We start from the raw sequence: 16,916 nt of genomic DNA on the forward strand, positions 1-16,916 counted from the left end.
TTGGGTTGGTCGCTCGCTAGGCCGGGCTTTGCAGCGACGGAAACGATTAAACTTGGTCAGTGCGAACGGTAAATTCGATTAGTCCCGCCCGCACCGCGCTATTCCATGTGGCGGATGCCGGTCCTGAGATAATCATAGCCAGTGACCAGGGTCAGCGCGGCAGCCGCCCACAGGCTACCCAGCCCGACATTATGCACCCAAACCTGCTCGGGGACTGACCCACCGAGAATTAGCGCCCCCAGCGCGACCAGCTGCAACGTCGTCTTCCATTTGGCGAGCGCGCTGACTGGCATCGACACTTGCGATTCCGCCAGGAATTCGCGGAGACCGGAAACGATGATTTCGCGCAGCAGGATGATCAGCGCCGGGATGATGTGCAGGCCGTGGATCACCGGCTCGCCGCTCATCTTGCGCGACGACACCAGCATCATGATCACCGCCGCGACCATGATCTTGTCGGCGATCGGGTCGAGGAATTGGCCGAGCTTCGAAATTTGCCCCTGCGCGCGGGCCAGATAGCCGTCGAAATAGTCGGTAATGCCGACCACGCAGTACAGCACGAAGATGATCGCATAATCGAGCGGCGCCGGCCGCCACAGCAGGAAGACGAGGATCGGCACCGCGAAGATTCGCGAGAGCGTCAGCAGGTTCGGCAGCGACAACATCGTTGGACAATGCCGTTATAGCGTTTGGCGGCTCGCGCAAAGCTAGCTATGCCGTGCCCAGCTTATGCGAGCCGGCGCCACCCCGCTTTGATCCAAAATGTAAGCCATTTGCTGCGTACGCGGCGCTTCTTGCCGATTTTCGTCACGCAATTGCTCGGCGCCTTCAACGACAATTTGTTCAAGTCGGCGATGGTCATTCTCGCCACTTATGCGATCTACAATGACGCGACCAAGGAAGCGACGTTCAATGGCGTCGCCGGCGCCTTGTTCATCCTGCCCTTCTTTCTGTTTTCGGCGCTGTCGGGCCAATTGGCCGACGCCAACGACAAGGCCAGGATTATCCGGATCGTCAAAACCGCCGAGGTCCTGATCATGATCGTCGGCGCCGCCGGGCTGCTGCTCCAGAACATTCCGCTGCTGCTTACCGCTTTGTTCGCGATGGGCGTCCACTCGACCTTCTTCGGTCCGATCAAATATGCGATTTTGCCGCAGCATCTGGAGCGCGACGAAGTCCTCGGCGGGACCGGCCTGGTTGAAGCCGGCACCTACATCGCCATCCTCGGCGGGACCATCCTCGGCGGCCTGCTGGTGATGCAGCGGGCCGACGGCTCCTATCACGCCGAATGGGCGGCGCTCGGCGTCATCCTGGTGGCTTTGGTTGGCCGCGTCGCCGGTTCGTTCGTTCCGCCAGCGCCGCCGGCCAATGATCCCGAGATTCCCGGTTACCCCAAGCGCGGCATGGACTGGCACATCATCCGCGCGTCGATCACTTTGGTCAGCGCCACCCTGCACGTTCGCCGGCTCTACCTCGCCATTCTCGCGATCAGTTTCTTCTGGGCGATGGGCGCTGTGCTCGCCGCGCAATTCCCGCCGCTGGTCAAGAACAGCCTCGGCTCCGACCAAACCGTCGCGACCCTGTTTCTCGGCACCTTCTCGGTCGGCATCGCGATCGGCTCGGTGGCCGTCAATCGCCTGCTCAAGGGTCAGGTCTCGGCCAGATTTTCGCCTTCCTCGGCGTTGGCCATGGGCTTGTTCGTCGTCGACCTTTACCGCCGCGTGCACGGCTGGCCAGTGGATACGGGCGAGCTCCACGATATCCGGTCGTTTCTCGCTTTGCCCAGCAGCTGGATGATCGTCCTCGACCTGCTGGGGGTGGCGATTGCCGGCGGCATGTTCGTCGTGCCGCTCTACGCCTTTTTGACGACCACGGTTCCCAAGTCGGAAACCGCGCGGACGATCGCCGCCAACAACATCGTCAATTCCGGGCTGATGGTCTTCGCCACGCTGATCCTGACGCTGGCGGTGCAGCTCGGCGTGACCGTCGGCGACAGCCTGCTGATCGTCGCCGTCGGCAGCATCTTCGCCGCCTGGCTCGGCTGGAAACTCCACCTCGCCTGCGACTGAAGCGAGTCCGCCCGCAACGGCCAAAGCGGACATTAGAGACCCACAATCACAAGGTGTAATGGCGACTAGGAAGCTGGAAGTTAGGGCATCACAGCCCAAGGACTAAGCCCGGTTCCTAAGCCAGATCAGGTACGGCAGTTAGGTCGTTTCTCCTGTCGCGACCGAACAAGGCACGCATCATGAAGATCGTGAAAGCGACGACGCCGACCGTGAAGACGAGATCTCCCGGCACGCGCATCCACACCAGCGCCTGCATGAGCGGGCTGTGGATGACCTCGGCGCTGCGCGCATAAGCGTAATCGCGGGTGAAGCTCTGGTAAGTCTGGAACAGCCCTTGCGGGAAGAGCGACAGGAAGACCATCATCGCCAGGCCGATGTTGAGGCACCAGAACGAGGTCTTGAGCAGTCGGTTGCTCCACCGCGACGGGTCCGACAGGCCGCGCATGCAGAACAAGGTGAGGCCGATGCCGAGCATGCCGTAAACGCCGAACAATGCGGCATGGGCATGGGTCGCGGTCGTGTTCAGGCCCTGCATGTAATACAGGGCGAGTGGCGGATTGATGAAGAAGCCGAACAATCCGGCGCCGATCAGATTCCACACCAGCACGGCCGAGAAAAAGGCGAACGGCCAGCGATAGGCCTCCTGCCAATCATGCCGGTACTCGAACTTGGCGCGATTGTAGGCCTCGAACCCGACGACCATCAGCGGCACCACTTCGAGCGCGGAAAACACGGCGCCCAACGCGATCACCGCGGTTGGCGTGCCGGCGAAGTAGAGGTGGTGAAAGGTGCCAAGCACGCCGCCGGCCAGGAAGATGATCGTCGCGAGCAACACCGACGTCGCCGCCACCGATGCCCGCACCAGCCCCATTTTGACGAACAGGGCGGATACGATCGCAGTCGCGAAGACCTCGAAAATGCCTTCGACCCATAGATGGACGACCCACCAGCGCCAATATTCCATGACCGAGATATGGGCGTGCTGGCCATAAAAGAGCCCGGTCCCGAACAGGAGGCCGATCGAGACCGTCGCGATGGCGACCAGGAAGACGAGTGAGCGCCCGCCTTTCTCGCGCAAGGCGGGCCACACGCCGCGCAGCACCAGCGCGGTCCACAGCAGCAGGCCTACGAACAGATAGAATTGCCAGAAGCGGCCAAGGTCGAGATATTCATAGCCCTGGTGGCCGAACCAGAAATTGATCGTCCCGACGGCCAGGTGACGGTTGATCGCCATCCATTCACCGGCGAACGAGCCGACGACGATGACGAGCAGGCTGATGAACAGGAAGTTCACCCCCAGGCGCTGGAACCTCGGCTCTCGTCCGCCCAGCAGCGGAGCGACGTACAGACCGGTTGCCAGCCAGGCGGTCGCGATCCACAGAATTGCGAGCTGCGTGTGCCAGGTCCGCGTGACCGCATAAGGGAAATATTCCGCCATCGGCAGGCCGTAGAGGCCCTGTCCCTCGACTGCGTAATGGGCGGTGACGATACCAAGCAGCACCTGAGCGAAGAACATGGCGGTGACGACGAAGAAATATTTGGCGGTCGCGCGCATCGAGGGGGTGATCACGGCGCCTTCAAACAGATCAGTGGTCGCAAACCCGTCGAGCGGCTCAATGTCGCGCCGCCACACGTCGAACTCGCGCGCATAATACCAGACTAGCCCGCCAATGCCGGCGAGAAGCACGAAGATCGAAACGAATGTCCACAGGAAGATCGCTCCCGTCGGCGCGTTCCCGACCAAGGGCTCGTGCGGCCAGTTGCTGGTATAGCTGATTGCTTCGCCCGGCCGCTGGGCGGCGGCCGCCCAGGACGTCCAGAAAAAGAAGCCCGTCAACGCATGCGCTTCGTCCGCGCTCAGCGCCGCGTTCTGCGGCATCGCATAGAGCTCGCGCAGATGCTGGTCCGCTGGCGTGCGGTTGGTGAACAGCCCCTCGAAATGGTCCGCCGTTGCCGAGATGGCAGCCGCCCTTTGGTCACTGACCAAGATGACGGACGTTTGCGGATCGAAGCTGTTGGTGCGCATTTCGCGCTTCAGGATCGCGCCAATCCGTGCCTGATCGGGTTCGGGCATCGTCTCATATCGCCCGTTCGAGAGCTGGCCGCGCAGCGCGACCGCTTCGCGGTGCAGCCAGTCGGCGCTCCAGTCCGGGGCAACGTAGCTGCCATGGCCCCAGATCGAGCCCTGCTGCATGCCGCCGGTCGACTGCCACACCGCCTGGCCGCGCTGGATGTCCTCGCTCGTGTAAAGCGTTTGCCCGGAAACGGTCCGGACCGCGCTCGGGATCGGTGGTTTGGAGTGATAAATCTGGGCGCCGAAGTAGAGCAGGGTTCCGAACATGATCGCCATGCTCGCGCCAAAAATGATCCACAGACGCCGGATCGAAAATTCAGAGGCGTAGTCGGACATAATAATCCCCCGCTCACAGGCTTTGTACCAAGCCAGTCTCTCGCAGTGGAGCCGCGCCTCGTCTAACTTATGTCATGCGCCCGTTGTTACGATTAGACAATGCGGGTCGCCGCGTCTGCGAGCTTCCATCTAATGTCCGGGTGGCAAAGCTCGATGCGCGCTTATTGTTCAAATCCAAACTCTAGCTCGTCGACACCCGCAAAGAGGGCATGGCGCCCGATCCAGATTTGGTGCGCGAAGCTCTCGATCAGCAGCGGTCCTACCGACGGTCGTGCGTGCGCGGCCGGGGCCGCAACGACCCTAGCTTTGGTGTGGGCAGCGAAAGGAGAGCCTTGAGCGCGCGCGTTTGACCCGATGCTGCCGGCGGCGGGAGCTGTTCAACCACGCCTGGCTGGAAAAGTGGCATGCTCGTCATTGGGTTGGTAGACGGCGGTTGTCATAATCTTGGGAAGGTGCCGCAATGCAATTTCGTGCCAACAAAGCAACCGCACCTGAAGCTCGTCGCCATCGCAGCCCGATCGCCGTGGGCTCAGTCGGTTTAGCTGCTGCTTCGCTGCTTCTCACGGCCTGCGCCACGGCCCCGCCAGGCAAGGATGGGATCGCCCGGGTCAATCCCGCCAGCATTGCCGCTGCTCCAGCCACCTGGGACGGGCGCACAGTCGAGATCGTCGGCCTGGTCGTCTGGGAGTCCGGCGATTTCGGCCTTTATCAAAACTACGGTACTTTTTGCCGTGGCGGCGAAGGCGCCGCGATCAACGTGCAGTGGGACAAGTGGCCGGGAGTGTCGCCGAAGGACAGCCGCCGCCGCGCGGTCGTGCGGGGGGTGTTCCGCAACCGTGTCGGGGTCAAGCAAGCCGATGGCAGCACGGCGATCTCGGCCGGCGCGCCGGGACCGGGCCCGCTGGAGCCGGGAGCTGTCGTCCGCTGGCTCTCCACGCCCGAGCGCCCCTGCCCCAACCGTCAGTAGCCAGGGCACTAGATCTATTTTCTACCCAAACTTGCCGTACACGGCGGCGACTCATTGCGGCCCTTCCTGGACAAAATCAGCGTCACAATGTCCACCGCTTCCCGCGGCCGAGCGGCGCCTTACGTCAGCTCCAGCACGACGGGGCCCGACACCGGGTCAGTGACCCCAAGATCGCCGCCAAGATCCTCAAGTGTGTCGCGGAACGTATCGAGCGTCGCCAGCATGTGCGGCCGCGCCGCGGCGATGCTCTCGACGTCGTCCCATTCGCCGACGATGCAATAATTGTGCTCACCGGTCTTGATCAGGTTGGCGCTCCGCATCCCCGGCCAATTCCTTTCGACCTTGCGGTGCGCGGCGATGAATTCCTCGTCGCGCCCGGGCTTTACCTTGAAGCGCACGCTGTTGAATGCAGTCATGACAATTCTCCCGCGTCAGAAAGACGGCGGAAGGCCCTTTAACCGATCAGGATCGAAACGAACAGAAAGCCGGCGGCAAAAGTGATCGCGAACAATCGCAGGTCATTGCCGAGCGTCGGCGCACGCATTGGCGGCGCGTCGGCGCAAGCAATCGGCGCCCTGCCGAAGCGGCGCGGGTCCATTGCAAGGGCGGGGCGAACAACAGCCATGCACAATTCTTAACGCAGTTTTTACCATACCGACAACCTCCGGAATGGGCGCAAAGTGCCAAGCGGTCCCGTCATGGGACAGCGGCCGTGGCGTGGCAGTGGATGAGAGGCGCTTAGCCGCCGGCGATTTTGCGCTGAGTTTCGACGTCCGGCTGGCCGTGGACGTCCGGCTGCGTGCGCCGGGCGAGCAATTGGGTCGCCTGGTCGCCGGTCATCGGCTTGCCGAAGTACCAGCCCTGGCCGACCATGCAGCCAAGGCCAAGAACGGCGGCGTGGGACGCCTCGGTCTCAATGCCTTCGACATAGACCGGCACCTCCAGCGCGCCGGCGAGCGTCGTGACGGCGCGAATGATGGCGCTGCTTTCCTTGTTCGAATGAATGTTCGCAACGAAGCTGCGGTCGATCTTGATGACGTCGAACGGCAACGACCGCAGGTGCGACAGCGACGAAAATCCGGTCCCGAAGTCGTCGAGCGCCAGGCGGATGCCCTGGTTCTTCAGGCTGGTGACGATCGACCGCGCGAGGTCGATGTCGGCGAACAGCGAGCTCTCGGTGATCTCGACCACCAGCCGCTCAGCCGGAAAGCCGATTTCGGTTAGCAGCCGGACAATCCGCTGGGCCAGCCAGGCATCGGTCAGCTGGACCGGCGAGATGTTGACCGAAATCTTGATCGCCGGGTCCCATTCGACCGCCTGCGCCAGCGCGCTGGCGATCACGTGTTCGGACAATCGGCCGATCAACCCGATTTCCTCGGCCACCGGAATGAAGGTGTCGGGCTGGATGATCCCGCTCAACGGATGGACCCACCGCGCCAGCACTTCGAAGCCAATGATCTCGCCGGTCTCGAGGTCCATCTGGGGCTCGAAAAATGGCACGAACTGGTCGTGGTCGAGGCCGTAGCGAATGCCTTGCTCGATCTCACTGTGGGCAATTAGCTCGCGTTCCATGCCGCCGTCGAACCACACCGGGCGCGCGGCGCGGCCGCTCTTGGCATGCTCCATGGCGATGTCGGCGCGGCGCAGCAGGTCGGGGATCCGGACGTCGGATGCCGGGGCCGTGGCGATACCGGCGAACGCTCCAACCTGGATCAGCCGTTCGTCAATCGAGAAAGCCGCGGTGACAGCGTGCAGCACCGCTTCGGCGGAGCGTTCCAGTTCGTCGGTTTTGTCCGGATCGAGCGCCATCGCGACCGCGAACTCGTCGCCGCTCAGCCGGGCGATCTCGACCTCGGGGTCGAGCGCTTCGGCCATGGCTGCGGCCAGCGAGCGCAGCAAGCTATCGCCGACTTCATAGCCGTGGCGATCGTTAACGGCCTTGAAGCGGTTGATTTGGATCGAGATGATGGCCAGCTGGTGGCCGGCCAGGCTAGCCCGCTGGGCCAAGGCCGCGGCCCGGTCGGCAAAGCCCTTGCGATTGAGCAGGCCGGTATGCGCGTCGGTCGACGCCAGCACGGCCGCCCGCCGCTCGCCATCGGCGCGCAGTTCCGCTTCATGCTGCAAATCGACATATTGCCGCCAGCCGAACAGGATCAGCGCCACATTGAGCGTCAGCGCAATGCTGGCGATCTTCGCTTCGCGACCAAGATCCGCGCCGGCGGACATCATCTGGCTGAAGAACGTCGTGCCGTTCCAGATTAATAGCGCGACCGCGCCGATCAGGATGGCGAGCGTCAACGCGTGGCGCCGCATTCTAAACTGGTGTTCCGGCGTTGCTGCCGCAACACCCGAAAGGTTCGCCATTTCGCTCACGCCTTCGGGTTAACCCGATGAAGCTTAACAATTTATCTTCATTCCGGACGATTAACGCGCCGCTAATTGGTGCGGACGGCGGGACTTGAACCCGCACGCCCTAATTGGGGCAGAAGATTTTAAGTCTCCAGCGTCTACCATTCCGCCACGTCCGCATCCGCGCGAACCCAAGCGCTTCCCGGCGCGAACTGCAAGTTGTGGACCGCCTGGACGGGCGAACGTCGGCTATTCGGCGGTGACTTCCTGCAGGTTCAGCCGCTCGCGCATTTCTTTGCCTGGCTTGAAGTAAGGCACGCGCTTGGCGTCGACGTCGACCGCGGCGCCGGTGCGCGGGTTGCGCCCCACCCGAGCGTCGCGCTGGCGAGTCGAAAAGGCGCCAAAGCCGCGTAACTCGACCCGACCACCGCCGGCCAGTTGGTCGGTGATGGAATCGAAGATCGCGCCGACGACGCTTTCGACTTCACGCTGCGTCAGGCCCGGAAAATCGGCGCACAGCTTTTGCACGAGTTCAGAACGGATCATGGTGTCCCCGCCTCAAGTTATATGGGCCGGCGCTCCCCAGCGCAGCGGCCCGTTACACATAGGCTGTCAGGAAAGCCCCCCCTGCGCAACCAGATTTCGACGAATGCGCATGATTAAATCGCGCCGCCAAAGCAAGCTACCGAAAGTCAGCTATTCCTTCTTCGCCTGCTTCAGCGCTTCGCCGAGGATATCGCCGAGCGACGCGCCCGAATCAGACGATCCGTACTGGGCCACCGCCTGCTTCTCTTCGGCAATCTGCAGCGCCTTCACCGAGAAGTTGGGCTTCTTCGACCGATCGAAGCCGATGACCATCGCATCCAGCTTCTGGCCGACCTGGAAGCGCTCGGGGCGCTGCTCGTCGCGGTCGCGGCCAAGGTCGGTGCGCTTGACGAAGCCGGTGACGCCGCCGTCGCCGACCTGCACCTCGAGGCCGCCGTCGCGCACTTCGAGGACCGAAACGGTAACCGTCTCGCCCTTGTTGACGCCGCCGCCGCCCGACGCGCTGCCGGCCGCGGTGACGCCGCCGCGCTCAAGCTGCTTGATACCGAGGCTGATGCGCTCTTTCTCGACGTCGATATCGAGCACTTGGGCAGACACGGTCTCGCCCTTGTGGTGGAGCTTCAAGGCTTCCTCGCCCGACACGCCCCAGGCAATGTCGGACATGTGGACCATGCCGTCGACGTCGCCATCGAGGCCGATGAACAGCCCGAATTCGGTCGAATTCTTGACTTCGCCCTCGACCGTCGAACCGATCGGGTGCTTGGCGGCGAAATCGGACCACGGATTTTCCTGCGCCTGCTTGAGGCCCAGCGAAATCCGCCGCTTCTCTTCGTCGACCTCGAGCACTTTGACATCGACTTCCTGCGACGTGCTGACGATCTTGCCCGGGTGGACGTTCTTCTTGGTCCAGCTCATCTCGCTGACGTGGACCAGGCCTTCGATGCCCGGCTCGAGCTCCACGAAGGCGCCATATTCGGTGATGTTGGTCACCCGGCCCTTGAACGTGCCGTCGATCGGATAGCGGGTCGCGGCGCCGTCCCACGGATCGCTCTCGAGCTGTTTCATGCCGAGGCTGATGCGCTGCGTCTCGCGGTTGATGCGGACAATCTGCACCTTGACGACGTCGCCGATGTTGATGACTTCGCTCGGGTGGCCGACCCGTTTGTAGCTGATGTCAGTGACGTGCAGCAGCCCGTCGATCCCGCCCAAATCGACGAACGCGCCGTAATCGGTGATGTTCTTGACGACGCCTTCGATCACTTGGCCCTCGGTCAGGCTGAGGATCAGGCCGGAGCGCTGCTCGGCGCGGGTTTCTTCAAGGATCGCGCGGCGCGACACGACGATGTTGCCGCGACGGCGATCCATCTTCAAAATCTGGAACGGTTGCGGCAGGTCCATCAGCGGACCGACGTCGCGGACCGGGCGGATGTCGACCTGGCTGCCGGGCAAAAAGGCGACGGCGCCGCCCAGGTCGACCGTGAAGCCGCCCTTGACCCGGCCGAAGATCACGCCTTCGACCCGCTCGCCCTTTTCGAATTCCTTCTCAAGCTTGTCCCACGCGGCTTCACGGCGGGCGCGGTCGCGGCTAAGCATCGCTTCGCCGGCGCTGTTTTCGACCCGGTCGACAAAGACTTCGACTTCGTCGCCGACTTTCAGCTCGGCCTTCTGGCCCGGCATGGCAAACTCGCGCAGCGGCACGCGGCCTTCGGATTTCAGCCCTACGTCGATCACCGCCAGATCGTTCTCGATCCCGGTGACGATCCCCTTGACCACCTTGCCTTCGAAGGTTTCGTTCTCGCCGCCGAGGCTCTCGTTCAACAGGGCTTCGAAATCGTCGCGGGTCGGAAATGCCGTTGTCGCCATAAGAAAAATGTCTTCCGTACTATCAGGGCCTGCCGCGCGGCCTGCCACGGTGGCGAGCCTTCATCTGCGGACCTGGTCAATCCATTCCGCCGCCCCAGCCCCATGCTGAAGTGGCATCCGTTGGAGGCTGAAGCTGATCGCGGCGCTCCGTACCTCAAACGAAAAGCGTGTTCCGATGCCGGCCACAACCGGACCACCGTACGCGCTCGCCAAATGGACGGGCTGCCGCGAGGCTATACAGCACCCGCCGGACGGGGCGGCCTATATGCGAAGGGGGTGAGAGGGGCAAGGGTGAAGCCGATCGGCGTTCGGCTGGAACAGACCGCTTTTCGCGACGAATACCGTGAATCTTGTGCCGGCTCGAGTATGGCGGCATTGTGGCGGCTCCATTCGCCGGGGAATTCTCCATGACCAAGATGACCAAGCGATTTTTGATATTCGCTCCGCTGGCATCGCTGGTTTGCGCCTGCCAATCGACCCCCCAGGAACCGACGCTCAAAGAGGTCAAGTCCATTGCGGAGCGGTACGCCGACGTCAACGTCGCCATCGCGGAAGGTTATAAGACCGACAATAAATGCATCACCGCGGCAATGCTCGGCTTCCCCGCAAGCATGGGCACCATGGGGCTCCATTATGTGCGGCGTGACGTGCTCGGCCTTCCGGATAAGCCGGTCGGGCGCGTTAAGGGGACCGGTACGCACACCGATTTCCGCACGCCGGCGATGCTGGTCTACGAGCCACAACCCGACGGTTCGCTTCAGCTTGTGGCGGTTGAAAATCTCGTTTTTGCTGCTGCCTGGCACGAAACCGCGGGCCACAAGGAGCCGCCGAAATTCCATGGCCGCACCTATCCACTGCTAAAGGACGATCCAGCAACCAAAGTCGACGAAGCCCACGGCTGGGAACCGCATTACGAGCAGCATTTATGGGTGTTTCGCGACAATCCGAACGGCGTCTATTCGCCGTTCAATCCGAACGTTACTTGCCGACACAACAAGCCGCTCGCGCCAGCGCCGCAGCACAGCGCGCATTGAAGGTCGACGACATCAGGATAATTGCATCATTTTCTGAAGGTTGAACGAACAGGCGGTTCGGCGCACAGTCCCGCCACCAACGGGGGAGTTGGATGGCCGCACTGTTCCTGAGCTACTCGCGAGAAGACGTCGAGCGCGTGCAGCCGCTCGCGACTGCGCTTGAGCGCGAGGGCCACAGTGCCTGGTGGGACCGGCACATTTCTGGTGGCCAGGAGTTCGCCGGTGCGATCGAGCAGGCACTCGCGTCAGCCGATGTCGTGATTGTGTGCTGGTCCCAAAGTTCGATCCGGTCTGATTGGGTGCGGGACGAAGCGGCCGCGGGGCGGGACAGCGGCAGCCTGGTCCCGGTAACTCTCGACGGCTGCCCCCCGCCGCTCGGCTTTCGTCAGTATCACACGATCGATCTGTCCGGCTGGAACGGCCGCCCGCGATCGCGAGCTTTACGACCGCTTAAGGCGGCGATCGCGGAAAAGGCGAGCGGCGCGGTCCCCCACGCGAGGCCCGCCGAGGCCCTGCCCATACGGCAGCGGCGGAGCAGCTTCGAGGTGGGCCGCTGGAGTATTGCAGCGGCCGCCGTCCTCGTCCTCATTTTCGGCGGCATATTCCTGTATCCGCGAATCTGGACCGGCACCGACCGGATCACTCCCAGGGTCGCGATCGGCCAATTCGAACTCGTCTCGGCTGACTTGCCCCGCGCGCTTCCCGACATGCTCGGCCAGGAGATTCTCGCCGCGTTCGGTGCCGAGAACGCTGTCGCGGTGGTTTCCGCCGGCGATGGCACGGCCGGTTTGTCGGCGCCGTTTGTTATGGACGGAGGTGTCAGCCGGCTGGGGGATGCAGTGCGCTTCACGGTCAATCTCAAGAACCGGAAGTCAGGCGTTCTCCTGTGGTCCGACGCCTATGAGCACGAGGCCGCCGATGTCGTCGCCGCGCGCCAGGCTGCGGTCGGTGCAAGCCAAGTCGTCCGTTGCGGCCTGTGGGGCGCCTCCTCGTACAAGGGCCGGATGTCGGACCAGGCGCTGTCGCTCTATTTCAAATGGTGCAACGAACATTGGGGCGGATCGGCCACCCAGGCCGCCGAGCTCGACGCCGCCCGCCGAGTGACGGTTGCGGTGCCAGATTTTTCGTTTGGCTGGTCGGCATTGGCGCTGGCAGCGGTTCCGCTCGCGGCAGGCAAGTCAGGGGAAGCGATGCAGCTGCGCAACGAAGGGATGGCGGCGGCGCGCAAGTCGATGCAGCTCGATCGACAAAATCCCGAGGGCTATATGGCCATTGCCGGGCTTCTGCCGCTAAATCGCTACGCCGAACGCGAGGCGCTGCTCAAAAAGGCGATCAGCGTCAGGCCGACCGAGTGCGGGTGCGAGCGCCAGGCCTACGGTGACTTCCTCGCGTCCGTCGGGCGCATGGAGGAAGCGGTCGGGCAATATGAGCAGGCGCGAGCCATGCGTCCGTTGGCGCCCTTTAGTAACCTTCGCTTTGCCCAGTCGCTCTATGTCGTTGGCCGCAACGACGAGGCCGACCGGATTTTGACAGAAACGCTCACGCTGTGGCCCGACGCGACTTCGCTTCGCTTGCTGAAAATGAAGTCGGCGTTGTGGACCCACCGTTATGACGAAGCGATCACCCTGCTCCAGGCTGCCGACCTCCCGCTGACGAGCGTGCAGCGGAATACGCTGACCGCCGCCTTTCAGGCGCTGAAATCACCCAATGCCGCGCTTCGGGCGAAATCGGTTGCAGATCTCGAAAGCTTTGCAGTCGATCCGCGCTACAACGACCGGCTGGTGGTAGGCACGCTCGCGGCTCTCGGGGCACGGGTAGCAGCTCTGAAGGCAGCCACGAACCTTGTGCGCACCCGCGGACTATTCGACACCGAAGTGTTGTTCGAGCCCAATCTGGCGGCGGCGCGGGAGGAGCCTGGCTACGCCCAGCTCGTCCGCCAGCTGGGGCTGACGAATTACTGGCGAGGGGCCCGCAACGCGCCCGACATTTGTCGGGACTCGGCCCGACCAAGCTTCTGTACTTTTGCATGACGGAGGAATGGTGATGAAACGACTTGTGCTGCTGTTCGCTCTCGGCGCCTCCGCCTGTGAGCGTGAGGTGCCAAATAACACCGCCGTACGTACGCCAGTGGCATCCAACGTGCTCCTGCCCGGACCGGATTCCACGAAGAAATCGGCGAGCGTTGTCCCGTTACCAAAAGACCAGGCTCAGCTCGATCGCATGATCCTCGCCGGCTATACGCCGCACGGCAACCATATGCATCCGCCGGGAGTCAAGGAATGCCCGCTAGCCCAGGGGAGTGAAGGCGTCATGTGACGCGAGCTGGAGCTCGGCCATGAGGCTCTTTTCAGGCTTATTTGATGTCCTGCAGCGCTATCCTTTTTCGGCCGCTCTTGCCGCGGCGGTTTGCATGTCATCGGATCTCTAGGTTCACGAAACTCACGACCCCCCGAATTCACCTGCTCTCCCCAATCGCAACTGTGTCCCACCGGTCACAAGCGATTAGGTTTTGGCGGCTAATTTTGGCTAATAGGGACCGCGAGGCGGTTGTTGGCGTTGGGCGTGTTAGGGCACGGCCCGAAAAATCGCAGGAAAAGACCAAGTGCAAGTGAAGACGCAAATTCTGACGTTGGCGGCGGCGACCATGCTGTGCGGTGCCGCGCCCGCCGCGGCCCGGCCCGCGCCGGCGCCCGCACCTGTCCCCGCGACCCCGGTCGCTCCCGCCCTCCTCACCGCCGCGATCCTGCCCTCGGCCCGCGCGGTCGATGCCTTTTACCAGGCGCATAGCAATGCCCCGATCTGGTTCCGCAACGCCGCCACCATCGCCGCCGCCGGCCAGCTACCCGCGATTCTCGACCGGGCGCCGCTCGACGGGATGGCCAACGGCCCGACCATCGCCCGCTTCGTTGAAAGCGCGGTGGCCCGGGCGCGCGCGGCCATGGCCGCGCACAAGCCCGTCCCGCTCGCCGACGAGAAATTGCTATCCTCGGCGTGGGCGCAATATGTCGCGGCGCTCCGGTCGCCGGTTGCCGGCATTACGTATGGCGACCCGGCGCTGGCGCCGCGGGTGCCGGCGGTCGATCAGGTCCTGACCGACGCCTGGCTCGCCCCGAGCCTCACCGCCCATGTTGCGGGCATCGCTGCCGTCAATCCGATCTATGGTCAGCTGCGCGACGCGGCCTGGCAGCAACTGCGGGCCGGGCGCGCGGTCGATCCGCGCCTCCTGACCAACCTCGATCGGGCGCGGATCCTGCCGTCGCGAGGCCGCTACATCATCGTCAATGCCGCCACCGCGCGGCTGTCGATGTATGAGGATGGGCGCCCGGTCGACACCATGAAGGTGGTGGTCGGCAAGCCCGCGACCCCGACGCCGATGCTCGCCGGCACCATCCATTATGCGACTTTCAATCCCTATTGGAATATCCCCACCGATACCGCCCGCGAAGAGGTCGCGCCGATCGTCGTCAAACGCGGCATCAAATATCTCAAGCTCGCCCGCTATGAAGTCGCCTCGGACTGGTCCGAACAGGCGACCGTGCTCGATCCCGCGACGATCGACTGGAAAGCGGTCGTCGCCGGCACCGCCGAGGTTCATGTTCGCCAATTGCCCGGGCCCGACAATATGATGGGCCAGATCAAGTTCGGTTTCGCCAATGAACTGGGCATTTTCCTCCACGACACGCCGCGCAAGGAATTGTTTAGCGAGGACAGCCGCAATTACAGCCACGGTTGCGTCCGGGTCGAAGACGCGATGCGCCTCGGCCGCTGGCTGATGGGGACCGAGCCCGTCGCGCCGTCCACCCAGCCCGAGCAATTCGTCCAACTGGCTAGGGCCGTCCCGGTGTACATCACCTATTTAACCGCGGTCCCGGGCATGGACGACGCGTCGCTGACCTTCGCCAACGACGTTTACGGCCGCGATCCCAAGGCGGATGACCAAACGAGTTCGGCGGCCGACACTGGCCTGCCCGTGGTCAAACTGGCCACCATTCCCGCCAGCGCGATCGTCCCCTCTCCCCACTAATTCGATCGCAACCTCAAATTGCATAGGTAATTGCCTATTGCAGATAGGGAACAAATAGGGAACAAGGAAGCGCTCGGAGTCGCTCATGCTTGTTCTCGATCCTGCTGCCCTGCTCGGCCTTGCGGCGTTCATTACCAGCCTGTCGGCGCTGGTCTGGGCCCTGCGCCGCAAGCCATGACAAGAGCGCGCCGCAAGCCTTAGGGCTGGTCAGGTCGCCGTGGCGGCGAGCCTGGCTTCGACCAGCCGGATCGCTTCGACGATCGCTTCGTCGGCGGTGAGGTCGGTGGTGTCGAGCAGGATGGCGTCGTCGGCCTGGCTGAGCGGTGCCACCTCGCGGCCCATATCGCGCTCGTCGCGGGCCCGGATGTCGGTCAGCACGTCCTCATAATGGGCGGGCAGCCCGCGTTCGAGCAGTTCCCGCACGCGCCGTTGTGCCCGCACTTCGGCCGACGCCATGACGAACAGCTTGGCGTCCGCTGCCGGCGCCACCACGGTGCCGATGTCGCGACCGTCGAGCACGGCGCCGCCGGGCTGCTGCGCGAACTGCCGCTGCCGGTCGAGCAGCGCGGCGCGGACCGATGGATAGGCCGAAACGCGCGAAGCGATGCTGGAAATCGGCTCACTACGGATTTCGGGATCGTCGGGGTCGACCGCGGCGACGTCGCACGCCCGCAAGGCCTCGAATTCGCTGCCCAGGTCGCCGCCCCACCGCCACAGGTTCAGGGCCACCGCACGGTACAGCATCCCGGTATCCATGTGCGGCAGGTGGAAATGCGCCGCCAGGGCGCGGGCGATGGTGCCCTTGCCGCTCGCCGCCGGACCGTCGACTGCAATCAGGATCCGGTCCGGCGTCAGGTTCTCGTTGTCGGAATGCTCGGTCAAGCGCCGGGCTTTGACAGGGCACCATGCCTATGGCAAGGCGCCCGCCGCACGGTGCATGGCATCTCCAGAGACATCTCCGGGGCCCCGGCCGAACCGACCAAAACTGGAGTAATACTCACCATGGTGAAGCCCGAATGGGGCGCCAAGCGCACTTGCCCCAAGTGCTCGACCCGCTTTTACGATCTCGGCAAGGACAATCCGATACATTGCCTCGAGTGCCACAATGAGTGGGTGCCGGAGCCGGTGCTGAAGTCCAAGCAGCCGGTGGCGTTTGAGCCCGCGCCGGTCGCCAAGGAGCCGGTCGCGGAGGCCGACCTTGAAGCCGAAGAATTGGCAATCGCCGAGGACGAAGAGCCGTCGGCCGACGACGAAGTCGATCTCGCCACCGGCGATGACGGGCTCGGGGTCGAGACCGCGGGCGACGAAGATGAAGCCTAGCCGGCTTCGCGCGTGGATTTTCGAGTTTTCAGTGGGATGAAGTTCGCCTAAAGGCGCGAACAGACGGGGCCGTAGCTCAGCTGGGAGAGCGCTGCAATGGCATTGCAGAGGTCAGGGTTTCGATCCCCCTCGGCTCCACCAGCCTTCGCTCCTGACGGAGCTTCGGCTGGCAAGCCAGCCCAAGCTTCCGGAAGGGAGTGAAGGCTGCCCGCCGAAGCCTTGGCGTAGGAGGGCCGAGGTGCCTGAAGGGGGACGTATGCACTACGTCTACATTCTTCAAAGTCTTAGCCATCCGGATCAGTTCTATACCGGTCTGTGCAAGGACGTTGAAAAG

Annotated in this window: 14 protein-coding genes and 2 tRNA genes; 8 read left to right on the top strand and 8 right to left on the bottom strand. The window is 63.5% G+C overall.

What is annotated here, in order from left to right; translation table 11 throughout:
- Positions 1–98: 98 nt before the first annotated feature.
- Positions 99–665: a CDP-diacylglycerol--glycerol-3-phosphate 3-phosphatidyltransferase gene (gene pgsA, locus RMO25_RS03110; RefSeq protein ID WP_309661146.1), complete on the bottom strand. Its 567-nt coding sequence runs from the start codon at positions 663–665 to the stop codon at positions 99–101.
- A gap of 90 nt (positions 666–755) precedes the next feature.
- On the opposite strand from pgsA, the gene RMO25_RS03115 reads away from it, so the two are divergent.
- Positions 756–2,069 (top strand): MFS transporter, encoded by a 1,314-nt coding sequence (locus RMO25_RS03115; RefSeq protein WP_309661161.1) that lies wholly within the window; start codon positions 756–758, stop codon positions 2,067–2,069.
- 115 nt (positions 2,070–2,184) lie between these two features.
- Here the strand turns inward: RMO25_RS03115 and RMO25_RS03120 are convergent, their stop codons facing one another.
- Complete coding sequence (locus RMO25_RS03120) at positions 2,185–4,419, bottom strand: nitric-oxide reductase large subunit (RefSeq protein WP_309661147.1); 2,235 nt, start codon at positions 4,417–4,419, stop codon at positions 2,185–2,187.
- 520 nt (positions 4,420–4,939) lie between these two features.
- On the opposite strand from RMO25_RS03120, the gene RMO25_RS03125 reads away from it, so the two are divergent.
- Positions 4,940–5,446 carry a hypothetical protein gene (locus RMO25_RS03125; RefSeq protein WP_309661148.1) on the top strand — a complete coding sequence of 169 codons (507 nt, stop codon included), beginning with the start codon at positions 4,940–4,942 and terminating at the stop codon, positions 5,444–5,446.
- A gap of 119 nt (positions 5,447–5,565) precedes the next feature.
- On the opposite strand, the gene RMO25_RS03130 is transcribed toward RMO25_RS03125, so the two are convergent.
- From RMO25_RS03130 to rpsA, 5 genes are all read right to left on the bottom strand, one after another.
- Complete coding sequence (locus RMO25_RS03130) at positions 5,566–5,862, bottom strand: antibiotic biosynthesis monooxygenase (RefSeq protein ID WP_309661149.1); 297 nt, start codon at positions 5,860–5,862, stop codon at positions 5,566–5,568.
- 322 nt (positions 5,863–6,184) lie between these two features.
- The gene (locus tag RMO25_RS03135; RefSeq protein ID WP_309661150.1) at positions 6,185–7,759 is read right to left on the bottom strand and encodes an EAL domain-containing protein; all 1,575 of its coding nucleotides are present in this window, start codon (positions 7,757–7,759) and stop codon (positions 6,185–6,187) included.
- 127 nt (positions 7,760–7,886) lie between these two features.
- Positions 7,887–7,974 (bottom strand) — tRNA-Leu (locus RMO25_RS03140).
- Positions 7,975–8,044: 70 nt separating this feature from the next.
- Positions 8,045–8,341, bottom strand: coding sequence for an integration host factor subunit beta (locus RMO25_RS03145; protein WP_309661151.1), 297 nt, complete (start codon positions 8,339–8,341; stop codon positions 8,045–8,047).
- A gap of 150 nt (positions 8,342–8,491) precedes the next feature.
- Positions 8,492–10,204, bottom strand: a complete 1,713-nt coding sequence (rpsA, locus tag RMO25_RS03150) for a 30S ribosomal protein S1 (protein WP_309661152.1) — start codon at positions 10,202–10,204, stop codon at positions 8,492–8,494.
- Between the two features lie 407 nt (positions 10,205–10,611).
- On the opposite strand from rpsA, the gene RMO25_RS03155 reads away from it, so the two are divergent.
- From RMO25_RS03155 to RMO25_RS03170, 4 genes are all read left to right on the top strand, one after another.
- Positions 10,612–11,238: a hypothetical protein gene (locus tag RMO25_RS03155; RefSeq protein ID WP_309661153.1), complete on the top strand. Its 627-nt coding sequence runs from the start codon at positions 10,612–10,614 to the stop codon at positions 11,236–11,238.
- Positions 11,239–11,330: 92 nt separating this feature from the next.
- Positions 11,331–13,268: a TIR domain-containing protein gene (locus RMO25_RS03160; RefSeq protein WP_309661154.1), complete on the top strand. Its 1,938-nt coding sequence runs from the start codon at positions 11,331–11,333 to the stop codon at positions 13,266–13,268.
- A 13-nt stretch (positions 13,269–13,281) separates the two neighbouring features.
- Positions 13,282–13,554: a hypothetical protein gene (locus RMO25_RS03165; RefSeq protein WP_309661155.1), complete on the top strand. Its 273-nt coding sequence runs from the start codon at positions 13,282–13,284 to the stop codon at positions 13,552–13,554.
- 292 nt (positions 13,555–13,846) lie between these two features.
- On the top strand, positions 13,847–15,262 hold the full coding sequence (locus tag RMO25_RS03170) for a L,D-transpeptidase family protein (RefSeq protein WP_309661156.1): 1,416 nt from the start codon (positions 13,847–13,849) through the stop codon (positions 15,260–15,262).
- A gap of 207 nt (positions 15,263–15,469) precedes the next feature.
- Here the strand turns inward: RMO25_RS03170 and cmk are convergent, their stop codons facing one another.
- The gene (gene cmk, locus RMO25_RS03175; protein WP_309661162.1) at positions 15,470–16,102 is read right to left on the bottom strand and encodes a (d)CMP kinase; all 633 of its coding nucleotides are present in this window, start codon (positions 16,100–16,102) and stop codon (positions 15,470–15,472) included.
- Between the two features lie 162 nt (positions 16,103–16,264).
- Here cmk and RMO25_RS03180 point away from each other — a divergent pair, with 162 nt between their 5' ends.
- Both RMO25_RS03180 and RMO25_RS03185 read left to right on the top strand, forming a co-directional pair.
- Positions 16,265–16,582, top strand: a complete 318-nt coding sequence (locus tag RMO25_RS03180; RefSeq protein ID WP_309661157.1) for a TIGR02300 family protein — start codon at positions 16,265–16,267, stop codon at positions 16,580–16,582.
- A 65-nt stretch (positions 16,583–16,647) separates the two neighbouring features.
- Positions 16,648–16,723 (top strand) — tRNA-Ala (locus tag RMO25_RS03185).
- The last annotated feature ends 193 nt before the right edge of the window (positions 16,724–16,916 follow it).

Origin of the sequence: Sphingomonas sp. (assembly GCF_031361285.1) — a bacterium.
Taxonomy (GTDB): Bacteria; Pseudomonadota; Alphaproteobacteria; order Sphingomonadales; family Sphingomonadaceae; genus Sphingomicrobium.

Excerpts from the sequence above, each read along its gene's own strand:
- RMO25_RS03155 (WP_309661153.1), top strand. The coding sequence starts at position 10,612 with ATGACCAAGATGACCAAGCGATTTTTGATATTCGCTCCGCTGGCATCG.
- RMO25_RS03165 (WP_309661155.1), top strand. The coding sequence starts at position 13,282 with ATGAAACGACTTGTGCTGCTGTTCGCTCTCGGCGCCTCCGCCTGTGAG.
- RMO25_RS03130 (WP_309661149.1), bottom strand. The coding sequence starts at position 5,862 with ATGACTGCATTCAACAGCGTGCGCTTCAAGGTAAAGCCCGGGCGCGAC.
- RMO25_RS03125 (WP_309661148.1), top strand. The coding sequence starts at position 4,940 with ATGCAATTTCGTGCCAACAAAGCAACCGCACCTGAAGCTCGTCGCCAT.
- RMO25_RS03180 (WP_309661157.1), top strand. The coding sequence starts at position 16,265 with ATGGTGAAGCCCGAATGGGGCGCCAAGCGCACTTGCCCCAAGTGCTCG.
- RMO25_RS03145 (WP_309661151.1), bottom strand. The coding sequence starts at position 8,341 with ATGATCCGTTCTGAACTCGTGCAAAAGCTGTGCGCCGATTTTCCGGGC.
- RMO25_RS03135 (WP_309661150.1), bottom strand. The coding sequence starts at position 7,759 with ATGCGGCGCCACGCGTTGACGCTCGCCATCCTGATCGGCGCGGTCGCG.
- pgsA (WP_309661146.1), bottom strand. The coding sequence starts at position 665 with ATGTTGTCGCTGCCGAACCTGCTGACGCTCTCGCGAATCTTCGCGGTG.
- RMO25_RS03160 (WP_309661154.1), top strand. The coding sequence starts at position 11,331 with ATGGCCGCACTGTTCCTGAGCTACTCGCGAGAAGACGTCGAGCGCGTG.
- rpsA (WP_309661152.1), bottom strand. The coding sequence starts at position 10,204 with ATGGCGACAACGGCATTTCCGACCCGCGACGATTTCGAAGCCCTGTTG.
- RMO25_RS03120 (WP_309661147.1), bottom strand. The coding sequence starts at position 4,419 with ATGGCGATCATGTTCGGAACCCTGCTCTACTTCGGCGCCCAGATTTAT.